The 15,262-nt window shown below is 41.9% G+C and carries 11 protein-coding genes; 9 read left to right on the top strand and 2 right to left on the bottom strand.

Going from position 1 to position 15,262, the window contains the following annotated elements; genetic code table 11:
• Positions 1–386 precede the first annotated feature (386 nt).
• Together FC98_RS10535 and FC98_RS10530 are read left to right on the top strand one after the other, a co-directional pair.
• Positions 387–1,967: a peptide chain release factor 3 gene (locus FC98_RS10535; protein ID WP_008856950.1), complete on the top strand. Its 1,581-nt coding sequence runs from the start codon at positions 387–389 to the stop codon at positions 1,965–1,967.
• A 24-nt stretch (positions 1,968–1,991) separates the two neighbouring features.
• Positions 1,992–3,419 carry a C69 family dipeptidase gene (locus FC98_RS10530; protein ID WP_054655551.1) on the top strand — a complete coding sequence of 476 codons (1,428 nt, stop codon included), beginning with the start codon at positions 1,992–1,994 and terminating at the stop codon, positions 3,417–3,419.
• 62 nt (positions 3,420–3,481) lie between these two features.
• Here the strand turns inward: FC98_RS10530 and FC98_RS10525 are convergent, their stop codons facing one another.
• Both FC98_RS10525 and FC98_RS10520 read right to left on the bottom strand, forming a co-directional pair.
• A complete protein-coding gene (locus tag FC98_RS10525) occupies positions 3,482–4,609 on the bottom strand; it encodes a MucBP domain-containing protein (protein WP_008856947.1) in 1,128 nt (375 codons plus the stop codon).
• A 177-nt stretch (positions 4,610–4,786) separates the two neighbouring features.
• Positions 4,787–7,030: an ATP-dependent Clp protease ATP-binding subunit gene (locus FC98_RS10520; RefSeq protein ID WP_008856946.1), complete on the bottom strand. Its 2,244-nt coding sequence runs from the start codon at positions 7,028–7,030 to the stop codon at positions 4,787–4,789.
• A 150-nt stretch (positions 7,031–7,180) separates the two neighbouring features.
• Here FC98_RS10520 and FC98_RS10515 point away from each other — a divergent pair, with 150 nt between their 5' ends.
• The 7 genes from FC98_RS10515 (at position 7,181) to FC98_RS10485 (ending at position 15,118) form a co-directional block, all read left to right on the top strand.
• Positions 7,181–7,390, top strand: coding sequence for a hypothetical protein (locus tag FC98_RS10515; protein WP_008856945.1), 210 nt, complete (start codon positions 7,181–7,183; stop codon positions 7,388–7,390).
• A 133-nt stretch (positions 7,391–7,523) separates the two neighbouring features.
• Positions 7,524–7,790, top strand: coding sequence for a phosphocarrier protein HPr (locus FC98_RS10510; protein WP_008856944.1), 267 nt, complete (start codon positions 7,524–7,526; stop codon positions 7,788–7,790).
• A 3-nt stretch (positions 7,791–7,793) separates the two neighbouring features.
• Complete coding sequence (ptsP, locus tag FC98_RS10505; RefSeq protein ID WP_056949541.1) at positions 7,794–9,530, top strand: phosphoenolpyruvate--protein phosphotransferase; 1,737 nt, start codon at positions 7,794–7,796, stop codon at positions 9,528–9,530.
• A gap of 228 nt (positions 9,531–9,758) precedes the next feature.
• On the top strand, positions 9,759–10,943 hold the full coding sequence (locus FC98_RS10500) for a glycosyltransferase family 4 protein (protein WP_008856942.1): 1,185 nt from the start codon (positions 9,759–9,761) through the stop codon (positions 10,941–10,943).
• A gap of 22 nt (positions 10,944–10,965) precedes the next feature.
• Positions 10,966–11,988, top strand: a complete 1,023-nt coding sequence (locus FC98_RS10495; RefSeq protein WP_008856941.1) for a glycosyltransferase family 4 protein — start codon at positions 10,966–10,968, stop codon at positions 11,986–11,988.
• Between the two features lie 2 nt (positions 11,989–11,990).
• Entirely contained in the window at positions 11,991–13,019 is a 1,029-nt protein-coding gene (locus tag FC98_RS10490; protein ID WP_008856940.1) for a lysylphosphatidylglycerol synthase transmembrane domain-containing protein, read from the top strand.
• A gap of 35 nt (positions 13,020–13,054) precedes the next feature.
• Entirely contained in the window at positions 13,055–15,118 is a 2,064-nt protein-coding gene (locus tag FC98_RS10485; RefSeq protein ID WP_008856939.1) for an LTA synthase family protein, read from the top strand.
• The last annotated feature ends 144 nt before the right edge of the window (positions 15,119–15,262 follow it).

The raw sequence follows: 15,262 nt of genomic DNA, 5'->3' as shown, positions 1-15,262 counted from the left end.
GTGCAGCTGTCCTAAAATAAGTGAGCGGATCCAGGCGGTTAGAAGTCGGAGTGTAAGTCTCCTCTAATGGAAATCCCCGGTTGTGGGATTTTTGTTAGAGGTGCTTACGCGCAGATTCCGGCTTTGTGCAGCTGTCCTAATCACTATAGCTAAAGAAACTTAGTTATAGTAATTGTGCTCAAACCCTTATTACGTTCGAAGCCGAAACCGACTAATCTTTTGGACCATAACTTAATAAAATTAATATTGTTAATAAAAACCTGTGGTCGAAGTCGAAAAAACTTCGGGACAGGTTTTTTAGAAGGGAAATTATCCCGGTATCTAGGACGAAAGCTGAAAACGTGTTAAAATTAACTAGTTATTGACGCGTTTGAAAGGAAGTTAACATGAATACCCAACAATTAAAGAAGGAAGACAGCACTCGCCGAACCTTTGCCATTATTTCTCACCCTGATGCCGGTAAAACAACCATCACCGAACAATTGCTATTGTTTGGTGGGGTTGTTCGAACAGCTGGGACGGTTAAAGGCCGCAAGACCGGGAACTTTGCTAAATCCGATTGGATGGAAATTGAGCAAAAGCGGGGCATTTCTGTTACAAGTTCCGTCATGCAGTTTGATTATGGTGGCAAGCGAATTAATATTTTGGATACCCCGGGCCATGAGGACTTTTCCGAAGATACATATCGGACCCTAATGGCGGTGGATTCCGCTGTCATGGTGATTGATTCCGCTAAGGGAATTGAGCCCCAAACTAAGAAGCTATTTCAAATTTGTAAGATGCGGGGCATTCCAATTTTTACGTTTATGAATAAGTTGGATCGAGACGGCCGGGACCCCATGGATTTGATCGATGAGCTCGAAAGCGTTTTGGGTGTTCAGGCTTATCCCATGAATTGGCCAATTGGCATGGGCAAAACACTCGACGGGATCTTTGACCGTTATAATCATCAGGTTGAGTTATACAGCCATGAGCATGACCAGGATAGTACAATCGTTAAGCTAGATGACGATAATAATCCTATTGATGCGCCTGACTTGGCAGAAAACGACCAGTTTCAAGCAACTAAAGACAGTATTGACTTGCTGGATATGGCCGGTAATCCGTTTGATGAGGCGAAAATTGCCACTGGAGATTTAACGCCGGTGTTCTTTGGCTCTGCGCTGGTTAATTTCGGGGTAAAGACGTTCTTTGACGCTTATCTCAAATACGCCCCAGCTCCAAGCGCCCACAAGACTGAAGAAGGCAACGTGGTTGAACCAGATGCAGATCGTTTTTCAGGCTTTGTATTCAAAATCCAAGCCAATATGAACCCGAACCATCGTGATCGAATTGCTTTTGTGCGAGTATGTTCTGGTGAATTCGAGAAGGGGATGGACGTTAATTTATTTCGGACTAAGAAAAAATTGCGGCTGTCAAACGTGACTGAGTTCATGGCGAATACCAGGGAGAACGTTAAGACTGCCGTTGCTGGCGATATTATCGGTCTCTATGATACTGGTAATTTCCAAATTGGGGATACCATTTATACCGGCAAAGCGCCGGTTGAATTTGAAAAGCTACCCCAATTTACCCCAGAACTATTTGTTCGGGTTTCCGCTAAAAATGTGATGAAGCAAAAATCATTTCACAAAGGAATTGACCAACTGGTGCAAGAAGGTGCCATTCAATTGTATACTTCTTATACGACCAATGATTACATCTTGGGTGCAGTTGGTCAGTTGCAGTTTGAAGTGTTCCAATTTAGGATGCAGAATGAATATAACTCTGAAGTTAATATGGAATCATTGGGACACAAGATTGCCCGTTGGATTGACCCTGACCAGTTAGATGAGAAGATGTCGTCATCTCGAAACTTATTGGTTAAGGATCGTGCCGGCAACCCCTTGTTCCTGTTTGAGAATGAATTTGCCCTCAGATGGTTCAAAGATAAGTATCCTGATGTTCAGTTAACGGCTAAACTATAATTTTTTGAAAGAAGAGATCAATGTATGGTTTCAAAACAGTTATCAGCTTGCACCACAATTTTAGTTGGCAAGAAGGCCTCGATTGACGGCTCAACCATGATTGCTAGAAATGACGACACTTTTCTGCCGCTCACTCCCCAACGATTTTATGTTGAACCCGCCGTTTCAAATCGAAGCGAGACATGGATATCCAACCAAAATGGCTTTACTGCGCCACTACCTAAAAATGGCTATCGTTACTCGCTAACACCTAATGCAGACGTTGCTAAGGAAGGTGTCTACGCTGAAAGTGGTTTTAACGAGAAAAACGTTGCGATGAGTGCGACCGAAAGTGTTTATGGTAATGAACGCGCATTGGCATACGATCCACTGGTTAAAAATGGGCTTGCCGAAGATTCATTGCAATCGATGGTCTTACCTTACATTGATTCTGCCAGAGATGGTGTTAAGTATCTGGGAAATTTGATTGAAAAATACGGTTCACCTGAAGGCAACGGTGTTATCTTTAGTGATCAGAATGAAGTTTGGTATATGGAAATTGTTACCGGCCATCACTGGGTTGCTCAGCGAATTCCAGACGATGCTTACGCGGTTACTGCTAACCAAGTGGCAATTCAACAAGTTGATTTTGATGACAATGAAAACTTTATGTATTCGGATGGTATCCAGGCTTTTGTCGAAAAATATCATTTGAATAATCACAAGAGCGGGTTTGACTTCCGGCGGATTTTTGGAACGGATAACGAAAAGGATCGTCATTACAACACGCCACGGGTTTGGTATGGTCAACGTTATTTCAATCCGGAAATTAAACAGGAGCCAACTTCCTCTGACCTACCGTTTATTTGTCACACTGATAAAAAAATTACCGTTGAAGATATTGAATTTGTATTGGGTTCGCACTTTAATGAGACTCAATATGATCCATTGGCACCGGGTAATGAAGAAACTAAGACATTATTTAGGCCAATTTCAATGAACCGAACCCAGAATTCGCACGTGCTGCAGATTCGCAATGACGTGACCAATGATTGTTCAGCAATTATGTGGCTATGTTTCGGTGTCCCGGCATTTTCACCATACGTGCCATTCTTCGGCAATGCGAATGATACAGATGAAAGTTATGCGAATACGCCACTTCATTTCGATGATCAGAGTGCGTACTGGATGTATCGCAAATTGTCTATGTTAGTCGAGAGCCACTATTCAGCATTTGCTCAGGATGATGTTGACTTTTTGACTGATGCTAAGGAAAAGCTTCGTCGGCATGTTCAAGATACTATTGATGAAGCGACCGGATTGTCAGGCGATGAATTAACGGCTTATCTGACAGAGCAAAATCATCAGGTTGTAAAGATGATGAGGCTGGCCACTGAACAGTTTAATCATCAATTAATTGAGAAGGGCTTGAATCTTTCAAAATTAACGTTTGAATACGACAAGAACCTTTAATTAAAGAATTAGTTCATAACAAAAATGGCATTTCGCGACCAAACGGTCTGGAAATGCCATTTTTATTTGTCCACGTCAATATAAGTTCTCGGAACGACAGTGTGGTTTGCTAATTCGTACCAAATTAAATCCTGATCATCAACAATCGTTGCCACAATGGAAACCCGGCTGCCGTGCATCAACTCGCCAACTTTATTACCATAGGGGCTGTCATAGGTAGTGATTGGCTGGTTAGGAATAAAGTTAATCGTACCAAATAACCTGACCGGATTTCGAGAAGTTTTTGTAATCGGGCCGGCTACGATATGAGCTGGTGGATCGCTAGGCTGAAGGTGCTCGTTTTTGATCCATTCAAAGCCACCAATGTTTAACCAACTATTATCATCCCCAGTAACGACTTGCGCGAAGATTTTAATGATTAAATTCTCGGGTAATCCCGTGCGCAGGGAACGGCCAGCTGGCTCATTATAGACGTCATGATGATTTAATAATTTGACATAGTATGTTACGGGTTGGACGGTTTTCCAGTTAGCATTGCGGTAGGAAAAGATCACTTGCTGTATTTCTTGGTTGAAATGCCCGAGGGTGTTGCCCGTGCTGCTGATTAACCGATAGTCAGGAATTGAGGTTGCTTGAACTGCATACCGCTTGCCTAACTGGTCACGGAGGATTTTTACTGATTGCAAAATACTGCCCGTGTCAGTATCAATCGAATAAATCAAAACCGGGTGCCCCTGCATCAGTTCATAATGAACGGTGATTTCTTGGTTGTCATCTTCAAAATGACTGGTAAAATCATCAATCGCAGTTATGAAATAGTCATCAAAGTTTGGAAATTGAAAGTGAAGTCGATCACCACTAAACCCAGTTAAAATATCTGCCGGCTTAATTTCATTGTTGTTTTCATCTAAATAGAAGATGGTAATTTGGGACTGCGGCCTAGTTTCAGTCGTGGAGCTACTTTTAACTGGGGTTTCTTGGGTAGGAGCGGCTGTTGCTTCACCGTGAGCGGACTGTTCGGGTTGCTGCGGGCGACTAGTTTCATTGGATTCGTTAACGTTGCTGGTTTCTTCCGTTACCCGTTTACGTTTATGATAATCATTCCGATGGATTAGCCGATTTCGTCTTCTCGTTGGATGGGTGGGCGAAAAAGAATTTAATTTTTGTCTGAGCCAATCAATAAGCGTCATTTCGTATCTCCTAAAAAGGTTCTAAAAAAATTATATCATAATCATGGGAGAGACTATCAATAAGTTACACTTTTACAGTAATATGAGTGATCTGGTTAAATCGGGGACATAATCCACTGCAGGCAAAAAGAGGTTGAAGACAATTTGCCTTCAACCTCTTTACTTCGGAAAATCAATTTACTTGTCAGTCTTTTTCGAATCGTTTGGCTTAGCAGCAGCTTTTGCTTGGCTGCCAGTCTTAATGACAATATTGCCTTTGCTATTAACATCGGCAATTAGGCTAGCGGCACCTTCATGATCAAGGTAGTAGTCCGCAACCCTGTCTTCAACTTGCTCTTGGATAACCCGACGAAGTGGTCGTGCACCCATTGCAGGATTGAAACCTAACTCGACTAATTTAGCTTTCGCTTTATCAGTTACGTTGATAAACAATCCTTGTTGGGCAAGCATGCTGTTGACATCGTCGACCATCAAAGAAACAATCTTTTGCAGATTATCCTTTGAGAGTGGGCTAAATTCAACAACGTCATCGAAACGGTTCAATAACTCCGGCTTGAAGTAGTTGGTTAACTTATCAATTATTGAGTGGGTCTTACCGGTAGCTGCAGCCCCAAAACCAACGTTGGCTTCAGAATCGCCCTGACCAGCATTACTCGTCATGATAATGATAGTATCCTTAAATGAAACTGTTCGGCCCTGACTGTCGGTCAAACGACCATCGTCGAGGATTTGCAGGAACATGTGAAGGACATCTGGATGAGCTTTTTCAACTTCATCAAGCAAAATTAAACTATAAGGGTGACGACGAACCTGTTCAGTCAACTGACCAGCTTCTTCATACCCAACATAGCCAGGAGGTGAACCGATCAATTTAGCCACTGAATGCGGCTCCATGTACTCAGACATGTCAAACCGGATCATGGAATCCTTAGAACCAAATAGTTCATAAGCTAATTGCTTAGCTAACTCAGTCTTACCAACTCCGGTAGGGCCAACAAATAGGAATGACCCAATTGGCCGGCCAGTTCCGTTAAAGCCAACCCGGTTTCTCCTAATTGCCCGCGCAACTTTTTCAACAGCTTCATTTTGACCGATAACGTGTTTTTCAAGGTTAGGGGCTAAGTTACGAAGTTGTTGTTGCTCTTTAGCCTGAAGTTCGCCGACAGGAATTTCAGTCTTTTCTTCGACAATCTTTTCCATGTCTTCAGCTGTTACCTTCGGCGTGTCTGAAGCATCCAGGCTGCCGTTTTGCTTAGACTTCTCAAGTTTGCTTACTTGATCACGATAATAAGCAGCCTTTTCGTAATCCTCACTCTTTAATGCAGCTTGCTTCTGCTCTTCGGCACTTTGAATTTTTTCGTTAACGGTATGAGGATCAACCGCATTAATTGTTAAATTCTTGCGTGATCCGGCTTCATCGAGTAAGTCGATTGCTTTGTCAGGCAAGAACCGATCTTGGATATAACGGTCAGATAATTTAACCGCAGCCTCAATCGCATCATCGGTATATTTGACGTGGTGATAATCTTCATAACGTTTTTGAATACCCTTCAAAATCTTGATCGATTCTTCCGGTGATGGTTCTTCAACCGTTACAGGTTGGAGACGACGGGCAAGGGCGGAATCTTTTTCAATATCCCGATATTCTTTTAGCGTTGTGGCACCAATCAACTGGAACTCACCGCGGGCAAGAGCTGGCTTTAAAACATTGCCAGCATCCATGCCACCCTCGGCATTTCCGGCACCAACAATTTCATGAATTTCATCAATGAACAGGATGATGTCTGGATTGTCTTGGACTTCCTTGATTAATTGCTGCATTCGTTGTTCAAATTGACCACGAATCCCGGTTCCTTGAACAAGCGATACCACGTCAAGGCGAATAATTTGTTTGTTTTGCAGCTTGGAAGGAACGTTACCAGAAACAATCTCCTGGGCTAATCCTTCGACAACGGCTGTTTTACCAACCCCGGCTTCACCGATTAAGACTGGGTTGTTCTTGGTACGTCGGTTTAAGATTTCAACCACTCGTTGGATTTCGTTATCCCGGCCGATAACGGGGTCAACTTTTCCTTCTTTTGCGAGCTGGGTTAAATTGATTCCGTACTGACCAAGAAGCGAATTACCTTGCCGTGGGTTTCTTGGGCCACCGCCATTATTTGGGCCCATTGGCTGGGTAGGTGGCGTTTGTTGTGGATTTGATGGATCGACATTTCCGTTTTGCATTGCGCGGAAAATGTCGTCTAAGCCACCAAAGCCAAATGGATCTTGAGCCATATCTTGAGCACCTCCTGTGTTACGTTGTTTGTTGGATAGGAGTTGATAGCAATTTTGACAAAGATTAATTGTTTGCTTTTGGCCATTCACATTGGTATAAAGGTGAATGGTTGCTGGATTTTGATGGCAATTTTGGCATAGCATTAATTGCTTTCCTCCTTTAATATAGAAAATAAAAGGACAACGAAGGATGAAGCTACTGACCAACTTTGACCTTTGAAATTATTATACAACAACATATGATGTAATCAAGTAATTGGACTGATCCCCAATGACAAAGGAGATGAATGACTAATGGCAGACAAAGTAGACTATGCTGAACAACTCAAACAACTTGAATCTGGTGCAATTGATAAGATTGAGGTCCAGCCAGCAAATTTTATGGACTTTCAAACGGCATATATGAACTTTGACCGGCGAAAACGGGTTATTGGAACCGCCAATCAAGGTGGGATGGTTACATATGTTTTTGAACATGATGAAGCTGACAAAAAAACCGAATAAATGGTGTAAGCGGTTGAGGTTAAGCTTGTATTTTGGCTGATATATTGCTATTCTAAGATGAGTAAGGAATAATTTTAAATTTTGAAATTATTTTTCGAAGTTTATAAAACTGATCAGAGGAGAATGATTTATAATGGAAAAACGTGAATATAACATCATAGCAGAAACCGGGATTCATGCGCGCCCAGCTACTTTATTAGTACAGACCGCAAGCAAATTCAATTCAGATATTACCCTTGAATACCAAGAAAAATCCGTTAACTTAAAATCAATCATGGGCGTGATGTCTTTAGGGGTTGGTCAAAGTGCCTCAGTAACAATCACTGCTGACGGTGAGGATGAAAAGCAGGCAATTGCTGCCATTACCGAAACAATGAAGTCAGAAGGATTAACTGATTAATCAATGAAAACCTTTATGGGAATCGCCGCTAGTAACGGAATTGCCATTGCGCCTGCATTTCGGTTAACGGGTCTTAATCTTTCAGTTAAGAAACGGTCAATTGAAGATCCTACTGCTGAGATCAAGCGGTTGCATGCTGCAATTGACGTTTCAAAAGATGAACTGTTGATAATTAAACGAAAAGCATTGAAAGACCTCAGCCATCCTGTTGCTGAGGTCTTTCAAGCACATATTGCAATTTTAGCCGATCCGGTGTTTTTAGAAAAAATTGAATTAATGATCAAACAAAATGGGGTCGATGCAGCGTTTGCCCTCCAGACGGTGGTTGATGATTATAGGAAACACTTGCAAGCAACCACGCCTGACCACCAAACGCGTTATCGGCTGGTTGACGTTAATGATGTCGCTAGACGGGTTCTGGGGCATTTGCTTGGAAGACCACTGGCGAGTTCTTTTCAGGCAGATTATCCGGTGATTGTGGTTACCCACGAACTGACACCCAGCCAGACGGTTCAATTTTCACCATCCTTGGTAAGGGGAATTGTCTCAGACATGGGTGGTCAGACATCACATGCCGTTATAATGTCTCGCGGGTTGGCGATTCCGACCGTTGTTGGTCTTCAAGGCGCGTTATCAAGTATTCACGATGGTGACATTGTCATTGTGAATGGTTTAACGGGCGAAGTGATTGTTAATCCAACCGATGCTCAAAGGGCAACGTACACTGAATTAATCAAGGAAGATCAACGCCGGAACCATCAGTTAATGGCTTCCAAGCAAGAAAATGTTCGAGCTGACAAGAAACGGTTGCCAATGATTGTTGCTAATATCGGACTGCCAAGCGATGTTGACGGAGCCCTTAAAGCGGGTGCTGACGGTGTTGGATTATTTCGAACGGAATTTTTATTTTTAAGTTCAAAGCGGCTGCCCACAGAAAATGAGCAATTTCGTGCTTATAAGGTCGTTTTGGCTCAGATGGCTGGTCGACCAGTAACAATTAGAACGGCGGATGTTGGTGGCGATAAAACGCTGCCCTATTTAAGAGCCGCCACTGAGGCCAACCCGTTTTTGGGGAACCGAGCGATTCGGCTAGCCTTCAGTCAGCCAGATAGCTTTCGGGTTCAGCTAAGAGCGCTATTGCGAGCCGCTGTTTACGGAAAGTTGTCCGTGATGTTTCCATTAGTTACGACGCTTGACGAACTTAAGCGGGCCAAACAAATGATGGCCAACGAGCGTGCAAAGTTGACCCACCAGCATATTTCTGTTGGTGATGTTCGAGTTGGGATCATGGTTGAGACACCGGCGGTAGCAGTGTTGGCAGATCAATTTGCGAGTGAGGTTGACTTCATGAGCATTGGAACGAATGATTTAACCCAATACGTCATGGCCGCCGACCGTGGCAACCAACAAGTAGCTGACCTTTACCAGCCGAACAATCCCGCTGTCTTTCGGCTGATCAAAACCGTCATTGGTGCTTGTCACGATAATCATATTCCAGTGTCAGTGTGTGGGGAGATGGCAGCTGATAAAATGGCCATTCCGATTTTGGTTGGCATGGGCCTGGATGCTTTTTCAGCCAACCCACGCTCGATAAATAAGGTACGATGCTTGATTAAGCGCTTGAATCACCGCAAAATGGTGACCTTGGCAAACAAGGTCGTTACAATGGCTGGGACAACTAACCAGGTTGAAGCATTCGTCCAACAAGCTGTTCATAATGAAGCGCAGACTTATAAATAACTTAAAAACAAGTTGTTAATCGCTATCAATAGTTGATTGGCAGCTTGTTCTTTTATTGTCGATGGTTTGCAATACTAGAACTAAACAAATATAATTATAACGATTGTGGGGCGGGTGGATTGCCGTTACTTGATAAGGATTCATTATCTTGTGTAACGATGGTAGGCCATTAACGATACCGCTATTCCACCACGGTGTTAGATATTATGATAGAAAGGGGTGTCAGTCGTGAATATTGGCATTTTTACGGATACATACTTTCCGCAGGTTAGCGGGGTTGCAACTTCAATTCGAACACTTAAGAATGAGCTGGAACGTCAAGGAAACCAGGTATATATTTTTACGACAACTGATCCCCATGTGGAAAAGGATACATATGAAAGAAACATCTTTCGGTTTTCGAGTATTCCATTCATTTCATTTACGGATCGGCGGATTGCTGTCCGTGGATTATTCCAAGCTTATGAAATTGCTAAGGAACTCAATCTTGATATTGTTCATACCCAAACCGAATTTTCGATGGGCGTCATTGGAAAGTTTGTTGCGAAGAACCTGAACATTCCCTGCGTTCATACTTACCACACGATGTATGAAGATTATCTTCACTATGTTGCCAATGGTAAATTGTTGAAACCCGTTCACGTTAAAGAGGGGACGTTAGCATTTTGCTACCATCTGTCTGGCGTGATTGCTCCGAGTGACCGGGTTCTTGATAAGTTGACTGATTATGGTGTTAAGAGTCAAATGAGGATCATTCCAACCGGGATTGATATTGGGATGTATTCACAGAAGTTGACGACAGACGTTCGAGCGCAATATCACATCTCAAGGGACACGCCATTGATGTTATCAATTAGTCGACTAGCTTATGAAAAGAATCTCTCCCAGGTGATTGATTGGGTGCCTGCTATTTTGGAGCAGGTTCCTAATGCAATGCTGATGGTTGTTGGCGATGGTCCCGCTAAAGAGGATTTGATGGCACAGGTTCATCAATTAGGATTGGATGAACACGTTATCTTTCCTGGTGAAATTAGCAATGACCACGTAAATGCATTCTATCAGGCCGCCAATGTGTTTGTTTCGGCGTCAGAATCTGAATCTCAAGGACTAACCTACATTGAGGCAATGGCGGCTGGGTTGCCAGTGGTTGTTTCGACTAGTGATTACACTGATAATTTACTGAGTAATGAAACACTTGGTAAGACTTATCATGATCCTGAAGGCTACATTCAAGCTGTTACCAGATATTTGACCAGTTCAGTTGACAATCACAATGCTAAAGCGCAGCGAATCCTTCACCAAAAACTTAAGGCAATTTCTGCCGAGACATTTGGTAACCGGGTGGTTGACTTCTACCGAAACGTTACGGTTGAACAGGAATTACAAAAGGGCCCGACAATTAACATAGAGTAAGTACTTTTCCAAAGGAGTTTTTATGCTTAAGATCAATATGTTTTCAACCGCCGATAAAGTTAAGGGACAAGGCGTTGGGAGTGCGTACGACGAACTAATGGCAATGCTCAAGCAACATTTCACCAAGGAATTTAAAATCACTGTTAATAACTATGGACGGGCTGATATTAGTCATTATCATACGATTAACCCCAGCTTTTATTTGTCAACGTTTTCCAAAAAACGGGGGCGAAAAATTGGTTACGTGCATTTTATTCCGGAAACACTGGAAGGCAGCTTGAAGATTCCTCAGCCGTTTAAAGCAATCTTTTATAAGTACGTGATTGCCTTTTACAAGCGGATGGACCATATCGTTGTGGTTAACCCTTCCTTTATTCCTAAACTTGAAAAATATGGCATTCCTGCTGACAAGATCACGTACATTCCCAATTTTGTTAGTCCCACTGAATTTTATCCTACCGATAAGCAACACAAAGCCGAATTACGGGTGACTCATGGCTATAGTCAGGATCGGTTTACTATCCTAGGAAGTGGTCAGATTCAGACTAGAAAGGGTGTTTTGGACTTTATTGACCTTGCTAAGCGTAATCCGACCATTCAGTTTATTTGGACTGGTGGCTTTTCATTTGGCAAGATTACGGAAGGATATTCGGAATTAGAGAAGGTTGTCAAGGATCCGCCAAGTAACCTTTCGTTTCCGGGAATCATTGATCGTCAGAAGATGGTTGACTATTATAACCTTGCTGATTTATTCTTACTGCCATCGTATAATGAATTATTTCCAATGTCTGTGCTAGAGGCGTTTGCAACCAACACACCAGTGATGTTACGAGATTTAGATTTATACAAGTCGATCATCGACGGTTATTATTTACCCGCAAAAGACGTTAACGAAATGAACGATCAATTATTGGGGTTAATTCACGACCAGGCTAAGCTTGATGAGTTAAAGCAAGTGACCAGACAAGCAAGCCAACGATATTCTGAATCTCATTTAGCCAAAGTTTGGTATGAGTTTTATACCCAACAGGCTAGGGAAGGTTAACAATGTCACGAAAAAATAAAATCACCCTATTCATTATGGTGATCATTGGGGCAGCCATTTTGGCGTACTCGATGCGAGATATTAAGCTTAGTGTGCTCATTCATGATTTCTTTACGCTTAACCCATGGTGGCTGGTAGTTGCGTTTCTGTGTATTTGTGCGTATTTATTGCTTGAAGGCGTCATTACAAAAGTCTTGGTGTCCAACCGAGTAGCCAATTTTACTTTCAAAGACGCGCTGAGGGTTCCCTTGGTTGAGCAGCTGTTCAATGGGATTACCCCGTTTTCTTCAGGTGGGCAGCCAGGGCAATTGATTGTGATGCTGCAGACTGGAATCGATGGTGGTCGGGCGAGTTCCGTGTTGTTAATGAAATTTGTTGTCTACCAGGCGATGATTGTGATTAACTTTTTCATTAGTCTGGTCATTGGTTTTCACTTTGTTGCTAGCAAGCTTCACTTTTTAGCCCTGTTTGTTTTGTTTGGCTTCTTAATTCATTTTTTTGTGATCGTTGGGTTATTAATGATTATGTATTGGCCTGGATTTACGAAAAAGGTGACAAAGTTGCTTTTCCGCCCTGTAAAGTGGTTTGTGAAGGACGAAAAATTTGACGCCATGCAAGTGACTTTATATGAAAAAATTGATAACTTGTATGAAGAAAGCATTCGGATTGGGCGGCAGCCTAAATTACTGTTAAAGATTGTTGGGCTGACCTTTTTCCAGCTTCTATTTTACTATCTGATTCCATACTTTATTATGCTTTCGCTTGGGTACGATAACGCCAATATTTTCATGGTAACCAGTTTGCATATTATGATTGTGATGATTATTTCGTTGTTTCCGATTCCAGGTGGATCGGGCGGGGCAGAGTTTAGTTTTGAGTCTTTGTTCCATAGTTTTATCTCAAACAACAGTAAATTGGTATTAGCCATGATCTTGTGGCGACTATTAACTTACTACTTCGGAATGGCTGCTGGGGCCTTTGCTTTATTAATCAAACCAGATAAAGTTGATGATTCTGATAAACCAGCTTGAATGGCTGCTTATCAGATATTTTTGGAGGAACAAGGATGATATCTGATAAAAAATACCGGTTTTCGAATATTTTAAATACGCGATTGGGCTTCTTTTTCCTGATCGTGTTGCTTTTTTGCGTTAAAACTTATATTGCCTATCTAACGAAATTTTCACTTGGTGCCAAGGGTGGGATGCAAGAATTTTTACTAGCAGTTAATCCCATTCCGGCGGCATTGTTGACATTTGGAATTGCGTTGTATTTTAGCGGCCGGCTGTCCTACTGGTTGATGATGATCATTGATTTTCTTGAAACGGTTTGGATATTTGCAAATATTGTCTATTACCGGGAATTCTCTGATTTTCTTTCACTAGGGATTATCAAAGGTAGTGGGAATGTTCAAAACAATCTGGGAAAGAGCCTTGCTGAAATCATTCATTTCAGTGACTTCTTTATTTTCCTGGATATTTTAGTGTTGGTTGGCCTGTTAGTTTTTCATGTTATCAAAACCGATGCTCAGCCATTTAAGAAGCGGTATGCCTTATTAATTTCACTCATTTCTTGTCTGTTGATGGTGGGTGAATACGGCTTGGCAAATGCTAACCGTTCTGGATTATTAACCCGGACGTTTGATAATAACTACATCGTTAAATATTTGGGTTTGAATGAATACGCAGCGTTTAACGCTTATCAAACGCAAAAAGAATCGGCTACCCGATCACATGCTAAAGCAAGTGATATGGATAGTATTTTAAAGTATTTAAAGCACACTCGGGCGAAGCCAAATCCAGAATATTTCGGTAAGGAAAAGGGCAAAAACGTTTTTATTATTCACTTGGAAAGTTTCCAGCAATTTTTAATTGACTATAAGGTGGATGGTAAAGAGGTAACGCCGCATATTAACAAGTTCTTCCATAACAAGAATACGGTTAGCTTTGATAACTTTTATCATCAAGTCGCCCAGGGAAAGACTTCGGACGCAGAAATGATGTTAGAAAACTCACTTTATGGTCTCCCTCAAGGATCGGCAATGGTTACGTATGGTGCCCAAAACACCTACCAAGCGGCCCCAGCTATTTTGGATCAACAAGGGTATACGACTGCTGCATTTCATGGGGATGTACCAAGCTTTTGGAACCGGGACAGTACATATAAGTCTTGGGGATACCAGTATTTCTTTAGTTCCGAATATTATAAAATTAAGCCATCTTATAGTGTTGGTTATGGGTTAAAGGATAAGATATTCTTTAAGGATGCTGCTAATTATATTCAGCAGCTCCCACAACCGTTTTATGCAAAGCTCATTACGTTGACGAACCACTATCCTTATGAGCTTGACAAAAAGAATACTGATTTTCCAGCTACGAAGACAGGCGATAAGACAGTTGATCCATATGTTCAAACGGCCCATTACCTGGATCAGGCGTTTGCAGAGTTTTTGAATTACCTTAAAAAGACTGGTCTTATGAAAAATAGTGTGATTGTTGTTTACGGAGATCATTACGGGATTTCCAATAATCACCGGCCAGCGATTGCACAACTTCTCCATAAGAAAACTATTAATAATTATGATTTAGCTCAATTCCAGAAAGTACCGTTTATGATGCATGCAACTGGTTTGAAGGGAAAGGTTGATCATAGTTACGGTGGGGAAATAGATGTCCTACCAACCCTGCTTCACTTATTGGGAGACAAGGATAATAATACGATCCAGTTTGGAACAGATTTATTATCTAAGCAGCATGACCAGCGCGTTGCCTTTCGAAATGGTGATTTCGTCACCCCTGAGTACACTAAGGTCGGCAGTACCGTTTATTTGACTAAGACAGGAAGGGCGATAACACCTAATGCTAAGCAAAAAAAGGCAATTGCGGCCATTCAAAATCATGTGACAACGGAACTATCGTTGTCAGATCGGGTTATCTACGGTGATTTACTCCGATTCTATACACCTAAAGGATTTAAGAAGGTTAATCGTAAGGACTTCACTTATCAATATACCAAGGGCATTGATAACCTAAAGAAAGCACAAGAAACACATCCAACAAGTGTTGAAGCAAAAAATGGTGGTAAGTCGACCATGAATTTGTATCAGACTGATGCACCTGAATTGAAATAAAAGCTGTTTTGAGAGGTTATCACTAGTGACCTTTCGGAACGGTTTTTGTTTATTTAGTACTGGTAGACCAATGTTAACGGGCGAGCTAGATGGGTACAATAATTTATTTGTCATTTACCCTTGACGGCAGCTGATTTTTTAGGT

The organism is Lentilactobacillus kisonensis DSM 19906 = JCM 15041 (genome assembly GCF_001434135.1).
Lineage (GTDB): Bacteria > Bacillota > Bacilli > Lactobacillales > Lactobacillaceae > Lentilactobacillus > Lentilactobacillus kisonensis.
Note: the sequence above shows the minus strand (reverse complement) of the source record. Positions and strands in the feature narration are given on the sequence as shown.

Bases quoted from the DNA above. Each gene is read 5' to 3' on its own strand.
- FC98_RS10535 (WP_008856950.1), top strand. From the start codon at position 387: ATGAATACCCAACAATTAAAGAAGGAAGACAGCACTCGCCGAACCTTT.
- FC98_RS10530 (WP_054655551.1), top strand. From the start codon at position 1,992: ATGGTTTCAAAACAGTTATCAGCTTGCACCACAATTTTAGTTGGCAAG.
- FC98_RS10525 (WP_008856947.1), bottom strand. From the start codon at position 4,609: ATGACGCTTATTGATTGGCTCAGACAAAAATTAAATTCTTTTTCGCCC.
- FC98_RS10520 (WP_008856946.1), bottom strand. From the start codon at position 7,030: ATGCTATGCCAAAATTGCCATCAAAATCCAGCAACCATTCACCTTTAT.
- FC98_RS10515 (WP_008856945.1), top strand. From the start codon at position 7,181: ATGGCAGACAAAGTAGACTATGCTGAACAACTCAAACAACTTGAATCT.
- FC98_RS10510 (WP_008856944.1), top strand. From the start codon at position 7,524: ATGGAAAAACGTGAATATAACATCATAGCAGAAACCGGGATTCATGCG.
- ptsP (WP_056949541.1), top strand. From the start codon at position 7,794: ATGAAAACCTTTATGGGAATCGCCGCTAGTAACGGAATTGCCATTGCG.
- FC98_RS10495 (WP_008856941.1), top strand. From the start codon at position 10,966: ATGCTTAAGATCAATATGTTTTCAACCGCCGATAAAGTTAAGGGACAA.
- FC98_RS10490 (WP_008856940.1), top strand. From the start codon at position 11,991: ATGTCACGAAAAAATAAAATCACCCTATTCATTATGGTGATCATTGGG.
- FC98_RS10485 (WP_008856939.1), top strand. From the start codon at position 13,055: ATGATATCTGATAAAAAATACCGGTTTTCGAATATTTTAAATACGCGA.